Below are 22,400 nucleotides of genomic sequence, written 5' to 3'. Positions count from 1 at the left end.
CGGCGCTACCGCGTCTTTGGCGGTGCGCAGTTAACCGAAGTAGAATTAACTGATCGTTTAACAAATGCCAGTGAGGAACTCCTAGGAGCTTACAACTATTACCAAGCCTTACTTCACGCCATGCACAATCGTAATATTAAGAGCTTAGAAGCACTATTAACGATAAAGTTGACTGCCTTACCACAACCTTTGCGCAAGACCCAAAGAACCTTACGTAACCATCAGAACGAAATTAAGCGTAGCTTTGAAACTTTCTATAGTAATGGGCCTCTCGAAGGAACTAATAACCTCATCAAAGTAATTAAACGTATCGCCTTTGGCTATCGAAGTTTCTACAACTTCCGTTTAAGAATTCTCTTAGTCGCCAAGAACCCACATTTTAAGATTAAATTGAGGGACAAAAAAGGCCACCCACGTTGGGCAGCCTAAACTAGACCAATTTAGCCTTAAAAATTCTATCAGTACCAGTTGACGAAGAGCCTTTTTTCGTAGCTGTTCGAAATTCTTTTTACAAAAGGATAAAAGAATTGTTTTGGGATGAGAATCCGGTTTAAACAGTTGAAATCTAAGCATAGCTAGGGTAAACTTAATAAGTATGTAAGGTTGGCCTAGCCAGCCAAAACTGAATAGTTATTGGAGGAAATGAAATGTCAGCAAAATGGGAACGCGAAAGCGATGCCAGCAAAGGGACATTAACGTTCGAAATTGATACTGAAACGGTTAAGAAGGGAATTGACCAAGCATTCAAGAAGACGCAAAAGCGGATCACGGTACCTGGTTTCCGGAAGGGTCATGTTCCACGGACCATCTTCAACCAAATGTATGGTGAAGAAGCCCTTTACCAAGATGCTTTGAACGCGGTCTTACCAGATGCATATGAAGCAGCAATTAAGGAAACTGAAATTGAACCCGTTGCCCAACCAGAAATCAACGTTGAAAGTATGGAAAAGGATCAACCTTGGAAGCTTACTGCTACGGTTTACGTTAAGCCTGAAGTTACGCTTGGTGACTACAAGGGAATGTCAGTTCCAAAGCAAGATACGAGCGTTAGCGATGCCGATGTTGACAGTGAACTTGAAAAGAAGCGTCAACAACAAGCAGAACTTGTTTTGAAGGAAGATGCACCGGCTGAAAATGGTGACACGGTTGTTATTGACTACGTTGGGACGATCGATGGTGAAAAGTTTGATGGTGGTTCTGCCGACAACTATTCACTCGAACTTGGTTCTGGTAGCTTCATTCCAGGTTTTGAAGATCAATTGGTTGGTCACAAGGCTGACGAAAAGGTTGACGTTAAGGTTACCTTCCCAGAAGATTACCATGCTAAGGAATTAGCTGGTAAGGAAGCTAACTTTGCGGTAACGATCCACGAAGTAAAGGAAAAGCAATTACCAGAAATGGACGACGAATTTGCTAAGGATGTTGACGAAGATGTTGACACTTTAGCTGATTTAAAGGAAAAGACGAAGAAGCAACTTCAAGAACAAAAGGAAACGGCTGCTAAAGCTGCAATTGAAGATGCTGCTATTGACGCTGCAGTTAACAACGCTACGACGGAAGATATTCCACAAGCCATGCTTGATGATGACACTAACCGTCAAATGCAACAATACTTGGCTGGGATGCAACAACAAGGGATTAACCCTCAAATGTACTTCCAAATCACTGGGACTTCTGAAGATGACCTTAAGAAGCAATTTGCTGACGGGGCTGAAAAGCGGGTTAAGACTAACTTGGTACTTGAAGCCATCGTTAAGGATGCTAATTTAACGGCTTCTGATGAAGAAATTGATGCCGAAGCCAGTGACTTAGCAGAAGAATACGGGATGGACAAGGACGCCGTTTTGAAGGCTCTTTCTAAGGACATGCTTGCCCACGATGTTGAAATCAAGAAGGCTGTTGACTTGATTGCTGATTCAGCAAAGCAAGATTTGCCTGCAAAGTCTGACGAAGAAGACAAGTAATCTCCAAGAGAGATGAGATGAAAAGAGTTCCGGCAACTTGTCGGGCTCTTTTTCTTTACCTTTGAAAAAGAATCCGTCATAATTGGCAAAGAAAATTGAAAACAAATCAATTATTCGAATTTTGCAGTTGAATTTGCTATTATTAAAAAGCATGATTACAAGGGAATCTTTTGCCTAAGTTAAAAGGTTTAAAGGTGCCCAATAAGGAGGCAATTACTGAATGTTTGAAGATACGGATACTGAACAAAACGTTCACTGCTCCTTTTGTGGAAAGTCACAAGATGAGGTAAAAAAGATTGTTGCGGGTCCTGGCGTTTATATTTGTAACGAATGTGTTGAACTCTGCCAACAAATTATTGATCAGGAATTAGCGGATGAAGCAAGTACGCAGGGGACTTTTAAGGTTCCAACACCCGCAGAAATTATGGCGGAACTTGACGATTATGTAATTGGTCAAAAAGAAGCTAAAAAAACGCTTTCGGTTGCGGTCTATAATCACTATAAGCGAGTTAATGCAATGACTACTGGCGATAATAATGATACCGAACTCCAAAAGAGTAACATTGCGGTAATCGGACCAACTGGGTCAGGGAAGACTTATTTAGCCCAATCATTAGCGCGAATTTTAAATGTACCGTTTGCAATTGCCGACGCCACAACCTTAACAGAAGCTGGTTATGTTGGTGAAGACGTTGAAAACATTATCCTTAAGCTCGTGCAAGCTGCTGATTACGATGTTGAACGGGCTGAAAAAGGGATTATCTACATCGACGAAATTGATAAAATCGCAAAAAAAAGTGAGAATGTTTCCATTACCCGTGATGTTTCTGGGGAAGGGGTTCAACAAGCCCTTTTGAAGATTTTAGAAGGTACGATTGCTAATGTTCCACCACAGGGTGGTCGGAAACATCCGCAACAGGAATTTATCCAAGTTGATACTAGCAATATTCTTTTCATCGTTGGTGGTGCTTTTGATGGCATTGAAAGTATTGTAAAGGAACGGTTAGGGGACAAGACGATTGGTTTTGGTACCGATTCACGGGAAATCAACGATGTCACAGATAAAAATATTTTGCAACATGTGATTCCTGAAGATCTGCTGAAGTTCGGTTTGATTCCAGAATTTATTGGCCGGCTTCCGGTTTTAACAGCCTTAGAAAAGCTTGACGAAGCTGATTTAGTTCGGATCTTAACCGAACCGAAGAATGCTTTGGTTAAGCAATATCAAGAATTAATCCGGCTTGACGGAAGTGAACTTGAATTTACCGCACCGGCCCTTAAAGAAATGGCTAAATTGGCGATTGCTCGCAATACCGGTGCGCGGGGCTTACGGTCAATTATTGAAGATGTAATGCGAGACGTGATGTTTGATTTACCAAGCCGGCAAGATGTGGCCAAAGTTGTGATTACAAAGGCAAGTGTAACTAATCACGAAGAACCAAAATACGTGATGACAGACCAGCAAGCTTCATAGGGGGCATCCATGGAAGTAAATCAAGTTGAACTGACGATCAGCGCGGTTGAAGAGGAACAATACCCGACTGGAAATCAACCAGAGATTGCCTTGGTCGGCCGCTCCAATGTTGGAAAGTCATCCTTGACAAATGTCTTAATTAATCGAAAAAATTTTGCTCATACTTCGAGCCAACCCGGAAAAACACAAACGCTTAACTTTTACCATGTTGAAGATCAACTATATTTTGTTGATGTTCCAGGTTATGGTTACGCCAAGGTTTCGAAAAAGCAGCGGGAAAAATTTGGTAAGATGATTGAGCATTACCTCTCCAGTCGTCCCCAATTAAAAGGCGTTATTGAATTAGTAGATGGGCGGCATGAACCAACAGATGATGATGTTGCGATGTATCAATGGTTAACGTATTATCATGTGCCAACCTTAGTGGTTGCGACGAAGGTGGATAAAGTAAAGCCAAGTCAATTCAATCGCATTGAAAAGCAAGTGCGCCAAGTATTTTCAATGACTAAAATAGCGCCATTCCAACTTTTTTCAGCCCAAACCAAACTAGGTAAAGAAGCGGTGTGGAATTGGATTAGCCAACAGACGGGGGTAAAGTAAATGGACTTTAATGACTACCAAGAGGCGGCCAAAAGAACTTTATATGGGAATGAACAAGTTTTAACTAATTGTGCACTTGGTTTAGCTGGCGAAAGCGGCCAAGTCGTTGATTTAGTTAAAAGTTATACTTTTAAAGGAAAACCGTTGGATCGAGAACAATTAATTCATGAGATGGGGGATGTTTTATGGTACCTCTCTCAAGTTGCCGAATGGGCAAATATTCCGTTTGAAGAAGTTGCGAAGAAGAATATCGAAACTTTAAACAAACGGTACCCCAATGGTTTTGATCGGCGTAAGTAAAAATTAGACGGTTGGAAAAAAGAAGGCCACCAATTTAAGGTCCAGGTTAACCTTATTGGTGGCCGTTCGTAGTTTTATTTCCAACCGCTATTACATAGGGGGTTATGCTAATTAACCCTTTTTAGTAGTCTTTTTATCATCGTTTGATTTATTTTTCTGATCTTCTGGTTTTTCCTTTGTTGGTTTCTTAGGATCGATCGCAAAGTTATCAAATAGGCGGTCGAGTGTGTCCTGACGACGGGTTACTAATCCCATTTTTTTCACCTCGGTATTAAATTTACCTGTTATTGTAACATAGAAAGATTGCCTGCCCAAATAAATGGTAAAGGTTAGGATCTGTAATCAGTGATGGTAAAAGATAGTACAATAGAGAGGTTGAAAGGAGCGGCAAAATGGCAAGTGAGTACTTAGAACATAAGCTTACCCTCCTTCCGGATGCTCCTGGTTGTTATTTAATGAAGAATGCAGCTGGGCACATAATTTACGTGGGGAAGGCTAAAAATCTAAAAAACCGGGTCCGTTCGTACTTTAAGAGTAGTCACACAGGTAAAGTAGCAAAAATGGTTGAAGAAGTGGCGGATTTTGAAACCATCGTTACTTCGACGAATAAGGAGTCTTTCTTATTAGAAATTACCTTAATTCAGAAGCACCAACCTTACTTTAATATTAAGTTAAAACGAGGGACTGGCTATCCTTATATTAAGATCACCAAAGAGCGCGACCCGCAAATCAAAATTACCGGGCAGATTAAAAATGATGGGGCCGATTACTTTGGTCCCTATCCGAATGTTTACGCAGCAGAAGAAACGGTTCATTTTATTCAAAAGGTTTATCCGCTACGTCGGTGTAATGGTTACCAAGGACGACCGTGTCTGTATTATCACATTGGTCAATGCCTTGGTGCGTGCTTTAAAGATGTCCCGCCTAGTGTTTATGAAGCGCAAATCAAAAGAATTAAGTCTTTTTTGAATGGTAATACCGGCCAAATCAAAGCTGAATTAACCCGGAAAATGAATCAAGCGGCCGCAAGCCTTGAATTTGAACGGGCTGCTGAATTACGCGACCAACTTCACTATATTGAAGTTACCGTCGAAAAACAAAAGATTATTTCTAACGATAAGACTCCCCGGGATGTAATTAACTACTATTTTGATAAGGGGTGGCTGTCGTTACAAATCTTTTTTATTCGGCAAGCGCGTTTGATGAAGCGTGAAAAGCGGCTTTTTCCAGTCGTTGATAGTGCATCTGAAGAACTTACCTCTTTTATTCTGCAATTTTATCAACGTAAGAATAATATTCTTCCTAAGGAACTCTTATTACCTAAGGGGCTTCCAAATAAGGAACTAGCCGCCATTTTGGGTATTCCGGTCCGGACCCCGCAACGAGGAGAAAAGGTTCATTTATTAGAAATGGCCGAAGAAAATGCGCGATTATCCTTAAATGAGAAATTCCGGCTCTTGGAAATGGATAAGCAAAAGACAACTGGGGCGATGACCGAAATTACGAATGCTCTTGGCTTACCAACTGCTCATAAAATTGAAGCTTTTGATCACTCTCATATCCAAGGGGCTGATCCGGTTTCAGCAATGGTAGTCTTTGTCGATGGTGAACCGGCAAAGAAACTGTATCGGAAGTATAAATTAACCACGGTGATTAATCACGCTGATGAAACTGCAAGCACCAAAGAAGTTATTCGGCGACGGTATTCACGACTTTTAAAAGAAAATAAGCCGTTGCCGGATATGATCATGATGGATGGTGGTGCAATCCAAATGGATGCGGTTAAGGATGTTCTAGAAAATGAATTAGGCCTCCAGATTCCAGTTGTTGGGATGGTTAAGAATGATAAGCACCGGACGGCTGATCTTTTATTTGGACCAAATGACGAACACGTTGATTTGAATCCCCGGAGTCAAGGATTTTACTTAGTTCAGCGAATTCAAGACGAAGTTCACCGGTTTGCAATTACCTTCCATCGCCGGGTTCATACCAAGCATTCTCTGAGTTCGCGCTTAGATGAAATTAAGGGGGTTGGTCCGCGGACCAGAACTAAGTTGCTAAAAGCGTTTGGTTCGATTGATAAAATTGCGGAAGCTTCAGTCGATGAAATTCATGCCTTAGGGATCAATGAAAAAACAGCACAGTTAATTAAGGTATCCTTACAAAAACGAGCGGCTGTTAACCGGGGAAGTAGTCACGACTGATTTTGACGGGCTTTCGCTTTTCCAATATAATAAAAATTAACGCTAAAAGAACGGAGTAAGAAAATGACAACCTTTGTGGATCAAATTAAGATTGAAGCCCATGCCGGAAAAGGCGGTAACGGCATGGTTGCCTTCCGGCGGGAAAAATACGTACCAAATGGTGGTCCTGCCGGTGGTGATGGAGGCCGTGGTGGTAGCATTGTTTTAAAAGTTGACGAAGGGCTGCGGACCCTAATGGACTTTCGCTACCATCGGATTTTTAAAGCTCAAAACGGGCAAAATGGAATGAGTAAGCAGATGACTGGAGCAGCAGCTGAGGATACCGTAATTGCAGTTCCCCAAGGGACAACGGTTCGTGATCTTGATACTGGTCAGATTATCGGCGATTTAGTAGAAAAGGGACAAACCTTGGTGGTCGCCAAGGGTGGTCGCGGTGGTCGCGGTAATATGCGGTTTGCTTCGGCTAAGAATCCGGCACCGGAAATTGCGGAAAACGGTGAGCCAGGAGAAGATCGCTACCTTGAATTAGAGTTAAAGATGTTAGCTGATGTCGGCTTGGTTGGTTTTCCTTCCGTTGGAAAGTCGACTTTATTATCGGTCGTAACTGGCGCTAAGCCTAAGATTGCGGCTTATGAGTTTACAACCTTGGTCCCAAATTTAGGGATGGTAATGTTACCAGATGGTCGTGATTTTGCGATGGCTGATATGCCTGGTTTAATAGATGGGGCGTCCAAGGGGGTTGGCCTCGGGTTACAATTTTTGCGGCATATCGAACGGACAAGGGTTTTATTACATCTTGTTGATATGGGAAGTCAAGATCCTGAACAAGCGATTGAACGCTATCATGCCATTAACCATGAATTAGCAAATTATGATCCTGAATTGTTAAAGCGTCCCCAAATTGTGGTTGCCACGAAGATGGATCTCCCAGAGGCAAAAGCAAATTTAGCCCATTTTAAAGAGGCCTTAGCAAAAAAAGGACAGGAACCAGAAATTTTTGAAATCTCCGCCGTGACTCATCAAGGAGTTCAAGAATTAATGCAAAAGACGGCTAACTTGTTAGATGCAACACCTGCATTTGATAGCTTGAGCCACGATGAAGCAGAAACAGTTAACTACGAAATCAAGGCGCCGGATGAAGGTCCAGCCTTTGAAATTAGTCGGGATCCAGATGGGACTTGGGTTCTTAGTGGGGCTAAGTTGGAAAAGCTATTTAAGATGACCGATTTAACGCACGAAGAAAGTCAACTTCGCTTTGCCCGGCAGTTACGGCATATGGGAGTTGACGAAGCATTACGGGCGAAGGGAATCAAGGATGGCGATCTTGTCCGAATTGAAGACTTTGCCTTTGAATTTATTCAGTAAAGAGGAAGCATGAATGCAGATTGAATTTTTAGGAACTGGGGCTGGTTCCCCAAGTAAACAACGTAATGTTTCAAGTTTAGCCTTGAAATTATTAGAGGAACGAAAAGCCGTCTGGCTATTTGATGTGGGCGAAGCGACACAACATCAGATTTTACGGACGACCATTCGCCCACGAAAAATTGAAAAAATCTTTATTACTCACCTACACGGGGATCATATTTTTGGCTTACCAGGGTTATTAAGTTCGCGTTCCTTCCAAGGAGGTACGGAACCATTAACAATTTATGGACCAAAGGGAATTAAAGAATATGTTCAAGTTGCTTTACGAGTGAGTGAATCCCGTCTTTCGTATCCCATTAAATTTGTTGAATTAACCGATGATGGCGAAATTTTTCACGATAAAACCTTTACCGTTTTTGCTAAGAAATTAGATCATAAAATTGCTTGTTTTGGTTATCGGATCGTGGAACATGATCATCCAGGAGAATTGTTAGTTGATAAACTTCAGGCAGCGGGCATTCCGGCAGGTCCAATTTATGGCCAATTAAAGGCCGGAAAAGTAGTTACGCTTCCAGATGGCCGCCAATTAGACGGGAAAGACTTTATTGGGGCCCCACAAAAAGGGCGGGTAGTTGCAATCTTGGGTGATACCCGAAAAACCAAAGTAGCGCTGGAATTAGCCGATCACGCCGATGTTTTAGTTCATGAGAGCACCTTTGCTAAAAACGAAGCTAAACTAGCCCGGAATTATTATCATTCAACTAACGCTCAGGCAGCGACAATTGCTAAGCAAGCGCACGTTGGTCAGTTATTGTTAAATCATATTTCAGCCCGGTATGTTGGCAAAGCGACAGCACAGTTAGCTTATCAGGTTCGGGATATTTTTCCAGCAACCCGTGTGGTAAAGGATTTTGAAGAGATTGAAATTCCATTGAAGTAAAAGGAAGTGACCAAAGATGATGCGGCGATTAAAGTCATTGCGTTCACTCAAGAATAAGGTAGTATTAATTGCTGGTGGTTCTGGTGGAATTGGGAAAGCAATCGCTTTTGAAGCTGCCCGGCGTGGGGCAATTGTGATTGTGTGTGCGAAAAAAGGGACGCGCTTAAAGCAAATTGCTAGTCGGTGTATGATATTATCTGGCCGACCAGCCTTCTCATTCGCGCTTGATTTAACTGATCCAGATGAAATTGATCACGTTTTGGATCTGGTCCGGCATGAAGTTGGTGAAATTGATGTCTTAATCAATGCTGCTGGAGCTGGTGAGCTGGTTGAAGTAACAAAGCAACCGCGGTCTTCAATGGCTGAGATGGTCAACGTTAATTTATTAGCAGCAATGTATTTAAGCCGTTCAGTTGCTAAGCAAATGATGGATCAAGGATATGGGGCAATTATTAACATTGCTTCCTTAGGCGGCAAGATTCCGATTCCGGGAAGTGCGGTTTACTCAGCTTCAAAAGCAGGACTAATTCATTTTAGTAATATTTTACGGATGGAAGTTGCTGATTATGGAGTACAGGTCTTAACGGTTAATCCGGGGCCGGTTAAAACTTCCTTTTATGATTCTGCTGATCCAAGTCATCGCTTCGTGGCTCATTTTCCCGCTTGGATGTTTATCACACCGGAAACGCTAGCAAAACAAATTTGGGATAGTGTTGGTTATAAACGGCGGGAAATTAATGTCCCAGCTTACACGGCACAACTTTCGTGGTTATATCAAATGGTTCCAGGACTAGGTGATTGGGCCATTAAAAAGTTCTTTGATTATCAGCAAAATAAACAAAATCTATAGTTTTGAATTGATGGGGTGATGATTTGTTACGGGCAAACTATGAGTGGCAACAATTGGCAAATGATCAAGAAAAATTGGTCTCACAGATTGCAGATCAGTGTGATTTGCCGCCGCTGTTAGCCAATCTTTTAGTACATCGGGGATGTGAATCAATTGCTGATGCCCAAGGATTTTTGAAGCCCCAAATTCAATCAATTCTGCCACCAGATCAACTTCATGATATGGATAAAGCGGTCGATCGAATCGTAACCGCCATTGAAAATAATGAATTAATTACGGTCTATGGAGACTACGATGCGGATGGAATAACTAGTACAGCTTTAATGTTTGAAACTCTAGAAACGATTGGGGCCAATGTAAATTACTACGTCCCTAATCGGTTCAAGGATGGATATGGACCAAATCAAGCGGCTTACCAACGGCTAATTGAAGCGGGAACCCAATTGATTTTGACGGTTGATAATGGAGTTTCTGGTAAAGAAGCAATTGATTTTGCTAATGATCAGGGGGTCGATGTTGTAATTACTGACCACCACAGTTTACCGGCGGAATTACCGGTCGCCAAAGCGATCGTCCATCCGAAATATCCTGGTGATGAGTACCAAGGTGGTGATCTTTCAGGCGTTGGAGTTGCCTTTAAGCTGGCATGGGCTTTGCTTGAAGAATTTCCAACTGAACTTTTGGATTTGGTAGCGATTGGCGAGATTGCTGATGTTGTTTCGGTTGCCGGTGAAAATCGAGCGCTAATTACGATGGGCATTCATCAGCTAAGACAAGGGGTTCGAGTTGGGCTTCATGAGCTAATTAGCTTAACTAACGCCGATGAAGCGCATTTAACCGAAGAAGATATTGGTTTTCAGATTGCTCCACGGTTAAATGCTTTGGGACGACTAGAAGATGCTAACCAGGGGGTTGAATTACTGACAACTCTTGATGAAGATCAAGGAAGGCAATTGGCTAAGGCAGTGGATGATTGCAATCAGGAACGCCAAAAATTAGTGCAAACGGTAACTGAGGCGGCAATGGTTGAAGCCAAAAAGCCAGAGAATGTTGATCGTCCGGTACTCTTAATTGTCGGTCATGACTGGCATCAAGGAATTTTAGGAATCGTTGCTAGTCACATTTTGCAGACAACGGGTAAGCCAACAATTGTTGCGAGTGTTAACCAAGGGGAAACAGTAGCGAAAGCTTCGGGAAGAAGTCGGGATGGCTTTGATTTGTTTGCGGCTTTAGATCAACATCGGGACCTCATGACTGCTTTTGGGGGGCATCCACTTGCTTGTGGCTTATCATTTGAAGTTGATCAAGCTGATACATTACGTTCAGTGCTAGTAAGAGCAACTGACCAGCAAAAATTTGACGGCCAGAAAAAGCCAAGTTTGACGATTGCTGGTCAATTAGAACAAAAGGAATTAACACTTGAATTTTATCGTCAATTGCAACGGTTAGGTCCGTTTGGCCCTGGGAATGAATTGCCAACCTTTTTACTTAAGACAGCTAAAATTAGCGATCTACAAACCATGGGGCAAAAGCAACAGCACTTAAAGTTTACCGTTACTGGTGCCCAAGGAAAAGTGGCTGTATTGGCTTTTAATAATGCGGGGCTATTATCATCGTTGCAGGGAAGCACTCCTGATTTAGCGGTTCAAGTTGGGGTAAATCGGTGGCGTGGTCAAACTAAGCTTCAATTAATGCTTCATGATTTAAAAATAACTGGTCCGGCAATCGAGGATGCCCGCGTAACGCGATTGATTGCCCCAATGTTTAAGCAAAAAGCGGTCTATGTTACCTTTAATCAACAGCTCCGGGATAACTTGACCGGAAACGTAGCTGGTCAAGTTGTTAGTGGTCGAACGGCGCAAACAATGGATCTAACTGATCAAAAGGTTGTCATTGTTGACTGTCCACCGGATTTACCGACGTTGGTTAAGATCCTCAAAAATTGTCAACGGGTTGCAAGAATTCACTTAATGTTTTTCTCGCGGACCCCATTACATCAGCGGGGGATGCCGGGACGTCAACAGTTTGTTGCCTTATATCAAACAATTCGCCAACAAAAGATTAATCTCAATCGAATGGGACAACAGTTAGCAAATTATCTTCAGGTTGATAATGAGCAGTTAATTTTTATGATTCATGTGTTTTTGGAGCTTAGATTTGTTACAATAAAGGACGGTGTTTTGGCACCGGTAAAAGAGATTACGCGGGCAGATTTAAAACAAACAATGAGTTACCGGCAACGAATGGCCCAATTAACTGTTGAACAGACCTTATTACGTTCAACAAGTGATCAATTAGTAGCATGGGTCAAGCAAAACCTTAACTCGCACTAAAGGAGAAACTTATGTCATTAGACTTACACAAGTATGTTGAAAGTATTCCGGATTATCCTGAAAAAGGTGTGATTTTTCGGGATATCTTACCATTAATGGCGGATGGTAAAGCATTTAAGCAAGCCACGGATGAGATTGTCGCTTACGCTCGTGATAAGCACGTGGATATGGTCGTTGGGCCAGAAGCACGTGGTTTTATTGTCGGCTGTCCGGTCGCTTACGAACTTGGGGTCGGGTTTGCACCGGCACGGAAAAAGGGAAAATTACCACGTCAAGCAGTAAGTGCAAGCTATGATCTTGAATATGGTTCAGCAACGCTTCAAATGGAATATGATGCAATTAAGCCTGGTCAACGGGTTTTAGTTGTTGATGACCTCTTAGCAACTGGTGGTACGATTGGAGCCACGATCGAAATGGTTGAAAAAATGGGCGGCGTTGTAGTTGGAACGGCCTTTCTGATTGAATTAAAAGCGTTAAATGGACGGAAAAAGCTAGCTAATTATGATGTCAAGGCTTTAATGGAATACTAATAATAAATTTTATCCTAAAAAAGCACCATTAATTCAGGCTAATATATCAAGAAAGATTATTTAGCCATTAAATTAGTGGTGCTTTTACTAATCACACGTTATAATTTAGAAGGTTTTACCAGTGAAGTCGTTTGCTGGTAGCTGATTAAAGTCATAGGTTTCGATTTCGTTTATATTTTGAGTATAGTAATGAGCAGCTTGACCAATCATTAAGTTTAGCGGCTCATCAGTTAGCTCTTGTAAAATAATAATTGGTTTGTTGGCATTATAGGCGTAACCAACTTCAAAGGCCGTTCCTGAGTCCATGTTAGCGTGGACGTAATCAGCAACAACCACTAAGGCATCGGCCTTATCAATTTCGGCAACATCTTTCTTGAAAATTTGCTTTGCCCAGGCAGGACTTCCTTCTGGGGCTGAGCTTTGACTATTTTCATCAGAAAGCCGTGGGCTGAAGTAACTAGTAACGGTTTGATTATTTGTTAAGGCCTTTTCAACTTTCTCAATCCGAGTAATTTGTTTAGTAGAAAAGAAAGGGCCGGCAAGGTAAATTTTCATATAAATTCCTCCTAATCGTTGTATATCTATTGTAACGATTTTTAGAATTAGGAAAATAATTTTTTTGGAAAAGGTGGCAAAATGATATTTCTTGCAATTTTTGGGATTTTAATGCTGATTTTAAGTGCGTTTTATCTAGTTAATTCCTGGCAACAATATGGTCAGTGGAAATGGGCAACTTTTCTAGTCATCATTAGTTTGGCAATGACCGTTGTTGGTGGATATGGAATGTATGAGAACCACCAAAATGAGGCAAACAATAAAACGACAAGTCAAACGGCGGCTAAGACCTCAACTTCAGCAATCTCGCTTAGTGGGGCCGCAAACCAAATGAATGCTAACCAAGAAACAAAAGAAAATGCTATTCTTGGTCAATTGCAAAAGGCCTACGGAAAATTAGGGACAGTTGGATTCGATAGCCAAAGTAAAACTTACCAGATTAAACCAGCTTCGGGGGATGAAGCGAAAGCCCTTCAAGCTGTGCTTGATGATAATAGTCAAGCAAATCAAATTGGTTGGCCAAAGTTGACGAAGTCTTTGGACGAAACTTCGAGTCAGCTTCAGAAGATTTTAGGTGATGGTTATTCATTGTCACTCATCCAACCAAACAGTGACCAGCCAATGTATACCGCTAAGGATGGCCAAGAAACATATAGTGCTGTTAAATAAGAAAAGATAGCGATCGAGGTGAAATTTAATTCGCTTCGGTCGCTATCTTTGTATGGAAAATAATTACTAGAATTCTCGTTGCTGCTCGCGGGGGCCTTGATCAGTTGCTTGGCTATTCTCATTAGAAGCATGGCCAAAAAGTAATTGCCACCCGATAGCGGTAGCTAGAATAAAGACAATGATAAGTAATGGTAACATTATAATCACCTCAAAATATCAATATCTATAAGTAATTATTGAACGCAAAAATAAAAAATGCAATTCTTTACTTTAATTAGATTTTAATCTTAATAAATTATTTACTTTTTCAATTGAAAAATAATCATAATTTTGAAAACGATTGCAGAAAAAGGTGGTCAAAAGGTTTTACTTAAGTTATACTGGGTTTGTAGAATTTTTGAAAGGGGTTACATTCTTATGAACTTAACGACAGCAGAACTAGCAAAATACATGGACCACACGATGCTTAAGCCAGAGGCAACGGAAGCGATGATTGATCAAACTATTAAAGAAGCAATTGATTACAACACGGCTTCAGTTTGTGTTAATCCGTATTGGGTTAAAAAGGTTAGCCAAGGATTGGCGGGAACAACGGTTAATCCTTGTGCCGTTATTGGTTTTCCTTTGGGGGCCAACGCAACTGCAATTAAAGTCGCCGAAACGAACCAAGTGATCGATGATGGGGCAAAGGAAGTCGACATGGTCATTAATATTGGGGAACTTAAGGCTGGTCATGATGATGTGGTCGAAGCAGATATTAAGGCGGTAGCCGATGCAGTTCATGCTAAAGGAGCTTTACTCAAGGTAATCATTGAAAACTGCCTTTTAACCGATGATGAAAAAATCCGGGCTTGCCAACTAACCGTTAAAGGTGGCGCCGACTATGTAAAGACGTCAACCGGTTTCTCCAAGTGGGGAGCAAAGGTTGAAGATGTTAAGTTAATGCGCAAGACAGTTGGCCCTGACTTCAAGATTAAAGCTGCTGGTGGAATTCATAGTTTAGCAGAAGCCAAGGCAATGATCGCAGCTGGAGCAAACCGTCTTGGGGTTTCTGCTTCTGTTCAAATTCTTGAAGAAGCAAAAGCAGCTGAATAGTAGGGGGCTAAGATTATGACTTACAAACGAGTTTTTGCAATTGTCTTGGATTCGGTTGGAGCTGGTGAAGCGCCAGATAGTAAGGCTTTTGGCGATGACGGTGCAGATACGCTTGGTCACGTGGGTCATTTTTATGAAGGTAAATTAGCTTTACCCAACCTTGCTTCCTTAGGTTTAAGTAATTTACATGCGACCCCCATTGAAGGAATTCCAGTTGCGGAACCTGCTAAAGGTGCTTTTGGCCGAATGCAAGAAATTTCCGCCGGTAAAGATAGTATGGATGGTCACTGGGAAATGATGGGGTTACCAGTTAAACAACCACTGTCAACTTTCCCAAACGGCTTCCCAGACTCAATTATTGATAAGATTGCCGAATTCTCCGGCCGGAAAGTTATTGTTAACAAACCATATTCTGGGACGGAAGTTATTAAGGATTATGGGGAACGACAAATGAAAACTGGGGAACTAATTGTCTACACTTCTGGGGACTCAGTTTTACAGATTGCTGCGCATGAAGATGTAATCCCGGTCAAAGAACTTTATCGGATTTGTGAGTATGCCCGGACCCTTGTTAACGGCCCTGAGTATACCGTTGGTCGGATCATTGCTCGGCCATATGTTGGACCTGATAAGGATCACTTTGTTCGGACGGCAAACCGCCGGGACTTTTCGCTTGAACCAACCGGTAAAACAGACTTGGACTTTTTGAAAGAAGCTGGCTTTGATGTAATTGGAATCGGAAAAATCAACGACATTTTTTCCGGTCATGGAATTACGAAAGGTTACCACAACGAAAGTAACATGGATGGGATGGACCATGTTGATGAAGTGATGAAGTCTGATTTTACTGGGTTCTGTTTCACTAACTTAGTTGACTTTGATGCGAAGTATGGTCACCGACGGAACCCAGAAGGCTTTGGGAAAGCTTTGATGGACTTTGATAAGCGATTAGGAGGGGTCATAGCAAACCTTAAAGACGATGATTTGCTCTTGATTACAGCTGACCATGGGAATGATCCATGTTTCCGGGGAACTGATCACACGCGGGAATTAGTACCATTAATGGCTTATTCACCAACAATGAAGCAAACAAACTTTTCCCTTGGTCAACGGGCAACTTATGCTGATCTTGGGGCAACGATCCTGGATAACTTTAATGTTGAAGGCAATGGTGTCGGTACTAGTTTTTTAACTGAAATTGCAAATTAGAGTGGAGGAAATAACAATGAGTACGCATATTGAAGCAAAACCAGGTGAATACGCTGAAACAGTTCTTTTACCAGGAGATCCTTTGCGAGCAAAGTACATTGCTGAAACCTTTCTAGAAGATGTTAAGCAAGTTAACCGAGTGCGGAATGCCTTTGGCTATACCGGGACTTATAAGGGTCACCGGATCTCTGTTCAGGGATCTGGAATGGGGATTCCTTCAATGTCGATTTACATTAATGAGTTGGTTCGTGAATATGGGGTTAAGACTATTATTCGAGTTGGCTCTTGTGGGGGGATGGCCCCTGATGTTCACGTTCGAGACGTGCTTCTAGCTTCTGGTTCGACCACTGATTCAGCCGTCACGGCAAATACTTTTGGCCCAGGAATTCATTACGCTCCGTTAGCTGACTTTAAATTACTAGATTCTGCTTATCATGTTGCAAAGGATCTGGATATCAACGTTAAGGTTGGTGACATTTTCGCTGCCGATCGGTTCTATAACGATGAGATTGATATGCAAAAGCTAGCTGATTACGGAATCTTAGGGACGGAAATGGAATCAGCTGGGTTATACTTACTTGGCGCGAAGTTACACTTCAAAGCTCTTTCGGTATTAACAGTTAGTGATTTAATTTTTGGGGATGAAAAGGCAACTGCCGAAGAACGGGAACGGACCTTTAACGATATGATTAAAATTTCGCTTGAAACGGCAATTCAACAATAGATAGCAGAATTGACTTAAATCAAACAAGAGGTTGGGAAAAAAGCTCCTTGACGGCCTGGTTGGGATAAGAAGGACGAAAGTTGATTCATTAGAATCGGCCTTTCGTTCGCACTTATCCGCTAAGGCCGTGCTTTTTGACCTTAGTTACTGAGTAACATTCGGAGATGCAAGAGGGGCCGGGAAGAAACATGCGTTTCTTCCCGGCCCCTTGTTGATTAAAAAGTAACTTTTTAAACTAAATAAAATTTTTGTAATAATTATAAAACAACTTACACCATATTATGTTATAATAAAATTTAAGAGAAAGCGTTTTAAAAATTATACTTTGAGTCGCTAACCAGGTTTCAAATGAGACGAGTGGGAATCGAACCCACAACCTTTGGTTTAGAAGACCAATGCTCTATCCAGTTGAGCTATCATCCCAAACTACTTTAGTATATTATAAAACTACCAATTGTCAAATCAAAATGGTAATTTTTGAAGAATGGAGGTTGATGTTCTTGACGATCAAAAAAACTGATCCACGTGTTTTAAAGACTCGGAATAATTTACGACGAGCATTAGTATTTTTAATGCAACAGGAACCTTTGGAGTCGATTAGTGTTCAAAAGATCACTCAGACGGCACATATAACGCGAGGAACTTTCTATCTTCATTATAAAGATAAACAAGATTTCATCGAAACAGCATTACAAGACTTCATTAATGAGTTTTTCGATAGTGTAATGTATATTCCCGAGAATTCGATTAAGCCGGTTAAAGTCTTTTCACTTAAGTGTGCCTTTGCTTATATTGAACAAAATGCAGATATCTTTACGGTTTTATTAGGCGAATCATTTGGTAACCGTTTCCATCAGGCGATGTATGAGCGTCTCCGTAAAGAAATGCTTCAATATACTAAGACCGTTGCCATTCCTGGAAAACAAGTTGAAGTTCCTATTGAAATACAAGTTGATTTTGTGGCCTCGGCTGTTTTAGGTTTAATCGGTAGATGGCTCGAAAGGGGCCTTGTCTACACTTCAAGGTATATGACGATTAACGTTTCAAAAATGTTAGCTCGTGACGTTGAAGTTGATGATTTGGTAGGTAACTTTTTTAGTGACCAACTCCAAATTGAACTTGGGGTCCAACCAGCTTAAAAATTTAAAATTATAGAAAGAGAGGCTAGGAAGAAACTCGTTTTTTTCCAGCCTCACTTCCTACGATTAGTCAAGTGAAACGTTATCGATAATTAGCGGACACTAAACAAACTTGATCAAAATAAGAATTTAAAGATCAGAAAAATGGTATCTTAAAGAAGAGCGGTTAACCCTCAACTAAGGGCTTTAAACCCTGATACCGATTACGTATCGACCATGATGCTTGACAATGGCTAAGAGGCATTTCAGGGTCTTATCCATCCAAGCTACCATTGCGACTTTATTCAGTTTTGGGTAAGGTCGTTTTTCTTTCTTACCTCTGAGTACTACTCAGCAACCACGGTTAAAACAGTAGCTGCATGGAAGTTGTTTCCCTGGCGGGCGCACCCAACTGATTCAGCTTTGCATGGGCTCACAAACGCTAAACCAGTTGGCTGATTCGCTCCGAAGTACGGCCTTAGTGAGCGGATAATTGCGAACGAAAGGTCGATGCTAATGAATTAACCTTCGTTCTGCTTATCCCAACCAGGCTGTTAAGGAGCTTTTTTCATTCTCTTTTTATTTTAGTTCTTGACGAACTAAGGGATCCTTGGTAGAATTTCATTGTTGTATTTGTGAACCAAACAACTACAACCGCACAGCGGTAAGTTTTAAAGCCATTGCTACTTATCCTGGCGAGTCTAAGAATCAAGGAGGTGCACAAAATGTACGCAATTATTGTTACTGGTGGCAAGCAATACAAGGTAGAAGCAGGTAAGAGCATCTACGTTGAAAAGCTTGACGCCCAAGCAGGTGATAAGGTTTCTTTCGACAAGGTAGTTTTCGTTGGTGGTGACGACGTTAAGGTTGGTAAGCCATTCGTTGACGGTGCTACGGTTGAAGGGACGGTTGACAAGCAAGGCAAGGAAAAGAAGGTTGTTACTTTCAAGTACAAGCCAAAGAAGCACACCCACAACAAGAAGGGGCATCGTCAACCATACACTAAGGTTACGATTGACGCTATCAACGCTTAATTTGGAGTGGTGTAGATGATCAAGGCTAAATTTTATCTTGGCAAAGATCAAAAAATTACGCGCTTTGAATTAACGGGACATGCTGATTATTCTTCGGGTCCAGATATTGTGTGTGCAGCGGTGTCGGCTTTGGCAATCAATACGGTTAATAGTTTGGATCGTTTTACCAAAACGCCACATGTTGTTTCTAACTCGGATACAGGAGGATATTTAGTAGTGGATCAGTTAGGAGCTGATCCACAATCACAACTGTTATTATTATCGCTACAAAATGGTCTGATGGACATTGCTGCGCGAGATAATAATCAATATATTGAAGTCAAAATATTCAATAATTAAAAATTGCTGGAGGTGAAAGTTATGCTTATGGAAATGGATCTTCAATTCTTCTCCCACCACAAGGGGGGTGGTTCCACTGCTAACGGTCGGAACTCTGCTGGTCGGCGTCTTGGTACTAAGGCTGCAGACGGTTCTGTAGTTACGGCAGGTTCTATTATCTACCGTCAACGTGGTACTCACATCAACCCTGGTGAAAATGTTGGCCGGGGTGGAGATGACACCTTGTTTGCAAAGGTTGATGGCGTTGTTAAGTTTGAACGTTGGGGCCGGAACAAGCGGAAGGTTTCTGTTTACCCAGTTGCCGAATAATAAAAAAGCAGGAAAGGAGGAGCACTCTTTTCCTGCTTTTTTGTAGTTAAGCCAAGGCTTAAGCTTGCTAAGTAACCGTAAAAATGATAAACTGTTATTGTTAATAGCTTCGGAAGGGAGTGAGCAGGGATGCTCGCTCTTTTTATTGCAATAAAACTGGAGGTGAATTATTTTGAGTAGTGTGATTGATACCGTTACTGAGCTAGTCAAACCAATTTTAGCTGAGCATCAATTTGAACTTTATGATGTAGGATTTGAAAAAGAAGGTCCTAGTTGGTATTTGCGTGTCTACATTGATAAAAAAGGTGGCATTACCATAGAAGACTGTGCAACGGTTAGTGATCAATTGAGTACGGCTTTGGATAGTTGCGATCCTGATCCAATTCCCCAAGCTTACTTTTTGGAAGTTTCATCACCGGGTGCGGAACGGCCCCTTCGCAATGAAAAGGATTATGAACGGGCAGTGGATGACTACATTCATGTTTCGCTTTATCAAGCAATTAAAGGTAAGAAAGTTTATGAAGGGACGTTAACAGATCTATCTGCAGATTCATTAACTTTAGATTATCTTGATAAGACACGTCATAAGACAATTGTTATTCCGCGTGATAAAGTTGCAAAGGCGCGGTTGGCAATTAAATTTTAGTAGAAACTCGTTAATCGGTTAGATTTAGGAGATAAAAATGGCAGCCAAGAAAAAGAATAACAGCTACCAAGAATTATTGGCAGCAATGGATGTATTAGAGCGTGAAAAAGGAATCAAAAAAGACGTTATTATTGACGCTTTAACCGATGCTTTAGCAAACGCTTATAAGAAAAACTATGACGATAACAATGCACGGGTGGAAGTGGTCATTGATGATCAAACCGGGGCTTTTAAGGTTTACGCATTTAAGAAGGTCGTAGAAGAGGTTAGTAATCCAATCGAAGAAATCAGCCTTCGCGATGCATTGATGGTTAGTCATGGATATGAACTAGGCGATGATTTACGCCAAGAAGTTACTCCAGCTAATTTTGGTCGGATCGCTGCCCAAACCGCTAAGAATGTGGTTTTACAAAAGCTTCGTGAAGAAGAACGCCGGATCGTTTATGATAAATACAAGCGGCTCCAAGATGACTTAGTTGATGGGGAAGTAGCCCGTGAAGACAAGCATTATATTTACATTAACCTTGGCGGTGGTGTTGAAGCGGCAATGAACAAGCATGATCAAATGCCAAATGAGCACTACCGGGTCCACGATCATGTGCAAGTATATGTTACCCGGGTACTTGAAGAAACTAAGGGACCCCAGGTCTTCGTTAGTCGGACAGCACCGGATCTGCTCAAGCGTTTGTTTGAAAAAGAAGTTCCTGAAATTAGCCAAGGAATTGTAGAAATTAAAGGGATCGTTCGGGAAGCTGGTGATCGGGCTAAGGTGGCTGTCTTCTCTCGGGATAGTAATGTCGATCCCGTCGGAACCTGTGTTGGGCCACGGGGTTCACGGATTCAAGCGATTGTAAATCAACTTGGCGGCGAAAACATTGATATCGTTAAGTATGAAGAAGATCCTGAATTATTCATTCAGAATGCTCTTAATCCTGCTGAAGTTAAAGAGGTATTGTTTGACGAAAACAATGGTGAAGTGGAAGAATTAGAACAAACGGATGAAAATGGTGAGGCTCGGCAACGGGTTCATCATGGATGCACGGTAATTGTGCCAGATAATCAACTTTCCCTTGCAATTGGGAAGCGTGGTCAAAATGTCCGGTTGGCAGCGCAGTTAACTGGCTACAGTTTGGACATTAAACCGTTATCAGAATTGGATAATTTAACCACTGATGATGAATCTGATGAAGCAGTTGAAAAATTTGAAGAGTAACTAAATAAAGCAGCGGGGTGAAAAAAATGAAAAAGAAAAAAATACCGATGCGTAAAGACATTGTTACTGGTGAAATGATGCCAAAACGGCAATTAATCCGGGTGGTAAAAAATAAAGAAGGCGAAGTTTCGCTTGATCCAACTGGAAAGAAGCCGGGACGTGGGGCTTATGTTGGGATCGATGTTGCAATTGCCAAAAAAGCAAAGCAAAACAAAACTTTCGATAAGGTTTTCGGAGTTACGATTGATCCAAGTCTTTATGATGAACTAATTCAATTTGCCGATCACCAAGCTGCCCGGCAAAAGTTATTTGGGAATGAATAATCAACAACGAATTCTCAACCTCTTAGGACTTGCTCGCCGCGCTAGCCAATTAACGACTGGTGAAGGTGCAGTGATTAAGAGTCTCCGGGCACAGCAAATCAAATTAATTTTTTTGGCTAGTGATGCCGGAAATGCGACGAAAAAGAAAGTCACTGATAAAGCAAACTTTTATCGGGTACCGGTTTGTCAGCAATTTAGCCAGCAAGAGCTAAGTATTGCGATTGGCCAAAAGCGAACCGTGATCGGAATTAAGCAGGTTGGGTTTGCAAACCAGTTTCAAAAATTATTGAAGATTGAGTAAGGAGAGTGAACCTATGGCTAAAGAACGAATTTATGAATTAGCAAAGGAACTCAAAATGCCTAGTAAGGCCCTCGTTAAGTTGGCCAATGAAAATGGAGTAGCAGTTAAGAGTCACATGTCTTCTGTCACCCCTGAACAAGCGGCAAAATTACGGAGTTTGAGTGGTAATCAGCAATCGGCTTCTACAGCAAATGGGAAGGTTGTTTCACAACCAAAGCCAAAGGAGCAGCCAAAACATGAACAACAAGCAAATGATCACCATAAGCATCATGATACTAAGGCAGAAAAGCAACATCCTAACAAGC

Annotated in this window: 26 protein-coding genes, 1 tRNA gene, 1 pseudogene and 1 other annotated feature; of the genes and pseudogenes, 24 read left to right on the top strand and 4 right to left on the bottom strand. The window is 41.6% G+C overall.

Features of this window, described 5'->3' with window-relative positions; genetic code table 11:
* The 5 genes from H5993_RS01275 to H5993_RS01255 all read left to right on the top strand — a co-directional run.
* A partial coding sequence (locus H5993_RS01275) for a transposase (protein ID WP_204775921.1) occupies window positions 1–429 on the top strand: 429 nt, incomplete at its 5' end.
* A gap of 218 nt (window positions 430–647) precedes the next feature.
* Entirely contained in the window at window positions 648–1,964 is a 1,317-nt protein-coding gene (gene tig, locus H5993_RS01270; RefSeq protein WP_204775920.1) for a trigger factor, read from the top strand.
* A gap of 220 nt (window positions 1,965–2,184) precedes the next feature.
* On the top strand, window positions 2,185–3,438 hold the full coding sequence (gene clpX, locus H5993_RS01265; protein WP_204775919.1) for an ATP-dependent Clp protease ATP-binding subunit ClpX: 1,254 nt from the start codon (window positions 2,185–2,187) through the stop codon (window positions 3,436–3,438).
* Between the two features lie 9 nt (window positions 3,439–3,447).
* Complete coding sequence (yihA, locus tag H5993_RS01260; protein ID WP_180869994.1) at window positions 3,448–4,038, top strand: ribosome biogenesis GTP-binding protein YihA/YsxC; 591 nt, start codon at window positions 3,448–3,450, stop codon at window positions 4,036–4,038.
* Window positions 4,039–4,338, top strand: coding sequence for a nucleoside triphosphate pyrophosphohydrolase family protein (locus H5993_RS01255; protein ID WP_180869992.1), 300 nt, complete (start codon window positions 4,039–4,041; stop codon window positions 4,336–4,338).
* Window positions 4,339–4,449: 111 nt separating this feature from the next.
* Here the strand turns inward: H5993_RS01255 and H5993_RS01250 are convergent, their stop codons facing one another.
* Window positions 4,450–4,593, bottom strand: a complete 144-nt coding sequence (locus H5993_RS01250) for an SPJ_0845 family protein (RefSeq protein WP_180869990.1) — start codon at window positions 4,591–4,593, stop codon at window positions 4,450–4,452.
* Window positions 4,594–4,730: 137 nt separating this feature from the next.
* On the opposite strand from H5993_RS01250, the gene uvrC reads away from it, so the two are divergent.
* From uvrC to H5993_RS01220, 6 genes are all read left to right on the top strand, one after another.
* Window positions 4,731–6,542, top strand: a complete 1,812-nt coding sequence (gene uvrC / locus H5993_RS01245) for an excinuclease ABC subunit UvrC (RefSeq protein ID WP_204775918.1) — start codon at window positions 4,731–4,733, stop codon at window positions 6,540–6,542.
* Window positions 6,543–6,605: 63 nt separating this feature from the next.
* Window positions 6,606–7,907: a GTPase ObgE gene (obgE, locus tag H5993_RS01240; protein WP_204775917.1), complete on the top strand. Its 1,302-nt coding sequence runs from the start codon at window positions 6,606–6,608 to the stop codon at window positions 7,905–7,907.
* Window positions 7,908–7,920: 13 nt separating this feature from the next.
* On the top strand, window positions 7,921–8,847 hold the full coding sequence (gene rnz, locus H5993_RS01235; RefSeq protein ID WP_204775916.1) for a ribonuclease Z: 927 nt from the start codon (window positions 7,921–7,923) through the stop codon (window positions 8,845–8,847).
* A 16-nt stretch (window positions 8,848–8,863) separates the two neighbouring features.
* Window positions 8,864–9,697, top strand: a complete 834-nt coding sequence (locus tag H5993_RS01230; protein ID WP_204775915.1) for an SDR family NAD(P)-dependent oxidoreductase — start codon at window positions 8,864–8,866, stop codon at window positions 9,695–9,697.
* Window positions 9,698–9,750: 53 nt separating this feature from the next.
* A complete protein-coding gene (gene recJ, locus H5993_RS01225; protein WP_428980924.1) occupies window positions 9,751–12,030 on the top strand; it encodes a single-stranded-DNA-specific exonuclease RecJ in 2,280 nt (759 codons plus the stop codon).
* Between the two features lie 11 nt (window positions 12,031–12,041).
* On the top strand, window positions 12,042–12,560 hold the full coding sequence (locus tag H5993_RS01220) for an adenine phosphoribosyltransferase (RefSeq protein ID WP_180869974.1): 519 nt from the start codon (window positions 12,042–12,044) through the stop codon (window positions 12,558–12,560).
* A gap of 105 nt (window positions 12,561–12,665) precedes the next feature.
* On the opposite strand, the gene H5993_RS01215 is transcribed toward H5993_RS01220, so the two are convergent.
* On the bottom strand, window positions 12,666–13,115 hold the full coding sequence (locus H5993_RS01215; protein ID WP_204775913.1) for a nucleoside 2-deoxyribosyltransferase: 450 nt from the start codon (window positions 13,113–13,115) through the stop codon (window positions 12,666–12,668).
* A gap of 81 nt (window positions 13,116–13,196) precedes the next feature.
* Between H5993_RS01215 and H5993_RS01210 the strand changes: the two genes are divergently transcribed.
* On the top strand, window positions 13,197–13,784 hold the full coding sequence (locus H5993_RS01210; RefSeq protein WP_204775912.1) for a DUF308 domain-containing protein: 588 nt from the start codon (window positions 13,197–13,199) through the stop codon (window positions 13,782–13,784).
* Between the two features lie 66 nt (window positions 13,785–13,850).
* Here the strand turns inward: H5993_RS01210 and H5993_RS09555 are convergent, their stop codons facing one another.
* Window positions 13,851–13,982 (bottom strand): hypothetical protein, encoded by a 132-nt coding sequence (locus H5993_RS09555; protein ID WP_275086987.1) that lies wholly within the window; start codon window positions 13,980–13,982, stop codon window positions 13,851–13,853.
* Window positions 13,983–14,201: 219 nt separating this feature from the next.
* Between H5993_RS09555 and deoC the strand changes: the two genes are divergently transcribed.
* From deoC to deoD, 3 genes are read left to right on the top strand one after another with little or no spacing between them, the layout of a single operon-like run.
* A complete protein-coding gene (gene deoC / locus H5993_RS01205; RefSeq protein WP_204775911.1) occupies window positions 14,202–14,879 on the top strand; it encodes a deoxyribose-phosphate aldolase in 678 nt (225 codons plus the stop codon).
* A gap of 15 nt (window positions 14,880–14,894) precedes the next feature.
* Window positions 14,895–16,088: a phosphopentomutase gene (locus H5993_RS01200; protein ID WP_204775910.1), complete on the top strand. Its 1,194-nt coding sequence runs from the start codon at window positions 14,895–14,897 to the stop codon at window positions 16,086–16,088.
* A 16-nt stretch (window positions 16,089–16,104) separates the two neighbouring features.
* Complete coding sequence (deoD, locus tag H5993_RS01195) at window positions 16,105–16,812, top strand: purine-nucleoside phosphorylase (protein ID WP_204775909.1); 708 nt, start codon at window positions 16,105–16,107, stop codon at window positions 16,810–16,812.
* Window positions 16,813–17,161: 349 nt separating this feature from the next.
* Here deoD and H5993_RS01190 read toward each other — a convergent pair.
* Window positions 17,162–17,235: transfer RNA gene (locus H5993_RS01190), tRNA-Arg, on the bottom strand.
* Window positions 17,236–17,312: 77 nt separating this feature from the next.
* On the opposite strand from H5993_RS01190, the gene H5993_RS01185 reads away from it, so the two are divergent.
* The 9 genes and pseudogenes from H5993_RS01185 to H5993_RS09685 form a co-directional block, all read left to right on the top strand.
* Complete coding sequence (locus H5993_RS01185) at window positions 17,313–17,951, top strand: TetR/AcrR family transcriptional regulator (protein WP_204775908.1); 639 nt, start codon at window positions 17,313–17,315, stop codon at window positions 17,949–17,951.
* A 621-nt stretch (window positions 17,952–18,572) separates the two neighbouring features.
* Window positions 18,573–18,643, top strand: a sequence feature (ribosomal protein L21 leader region).
* Between the two features lie 12 nt (window positions 18,644–18,655).
* On the top strand, window positions 18,656–18,964 hold the full coding sequence (gene rplU, locus H5993_RS01180; RefSeq protein ID WP_180869963.1) for a 50S ribosomal protein L21: 309 nt from the start codon (window positions 18,656–18,658) through the stop codon (window positions 18,962–18,964).
* Window positions 18,965–18,979: 15 nt separating this feature from the next.
* Window positions 18,980–19,303 carry a ribosomal-processing cysteine protease Prp gene (locus H5993_RS01175; protein ID WP_204775907.1) on the top strand — a complete coding sequence of 108 codons (324 nt, stop codon included), beginning with the start codon at window positions 18,980–18,982 and terminating at the stop codon, window positions 19,301–19,303.
* Between the two features lie 27 nt (window positions 19,304–19,330).
* Window positions 19,331–19,612: a 50S ribosomal protein L27 gene (gene rpmA, locus H5993_RS01170; protein WP_180872153.1), complete on the top strand. Its 282-nt coding sequence runs from the start codon at window positions 19,331–19,333 to the stop codon at window positions 19,610–19,612.
* 172 nt (window positions 19,613–19,784) lie between these two features.
* Window positions 19,785–20,258 carry a ribosome maturation factor RimP gene (gene rimP / locus H5993_RS01165; protein ID WP_204775906.1) on the top strand — a complete coding sequence of 158 codons (474 nt, stop codon included), beginning with the start codon at window positions 19,785–19,787 and terminating at the stop codon, window positions 20,256–20,258.
* A 37-nt stretch (window positions 20,259–20,295) separates the two neighbouring features.
* On the top strand, window positions 20,296–21,471 hold the full coding sequence (nusA, locus tag H5993_RS01160; RefSeq protein ID WP_204775905.1) for a transcription termination factor NusA: 1,176 nt from the start codon (window positions 20,296–20,298) through the stop codon (window positions 21,469–21,471).
* Window positions 21,472–21,497: 26 nt separating this feature from the next.
* Window positions 21,498–21,794: an RNase P modulator RnpM gene (rnpM, locus tag H5993_RS01155; RefSeq protein WP_180869955.1), complete on the top strand. Its 297-nt coding sequence runs from the start codon at window positions 21,498–21,500 to the stop codon at window positions 21,792–21,794.
* Window positions 21,787–22,095, top strand: coding sequence for a L7Ae/L30e/S12e/Gadd45 family ribosomal protein (locus tag H5993_RS01150; protein ID WP_180869953.1), 309 nt, complete (start codon window positions 21,787–21,789; stop codon window positions 22,093–22,095). Before rnpM ends, H5993_RS01150 begins: the two co-directional genes overlap by 8 nt.
* A gap of 13 nt (window positions 22,096–22,108) precedes the next feature.
* A pseudogene (locus H5993_RS09685) lies at window positions 22,109–22,262 on the top strand (translation initiation factor IF-2 N-terminal domain-containing protein); the annotation flags it as partial.
* Window positions 22,263–22,400: the final 138 nt, after the last annotated feature.

The organism is Limosilactobacillus alvi (assembly GCF_016900115.1).
In the GTDB taxonomy this organism is placed as follows: Bacteria; Bacillota; Bacilli; order Lactobacillales; family Lactobacillaceae; genus Limosilactobacillus; species Limosilactobacillus alvi.
This window is presented reverse-complemented; position numbering and strand designations above follow the sequence as displayed.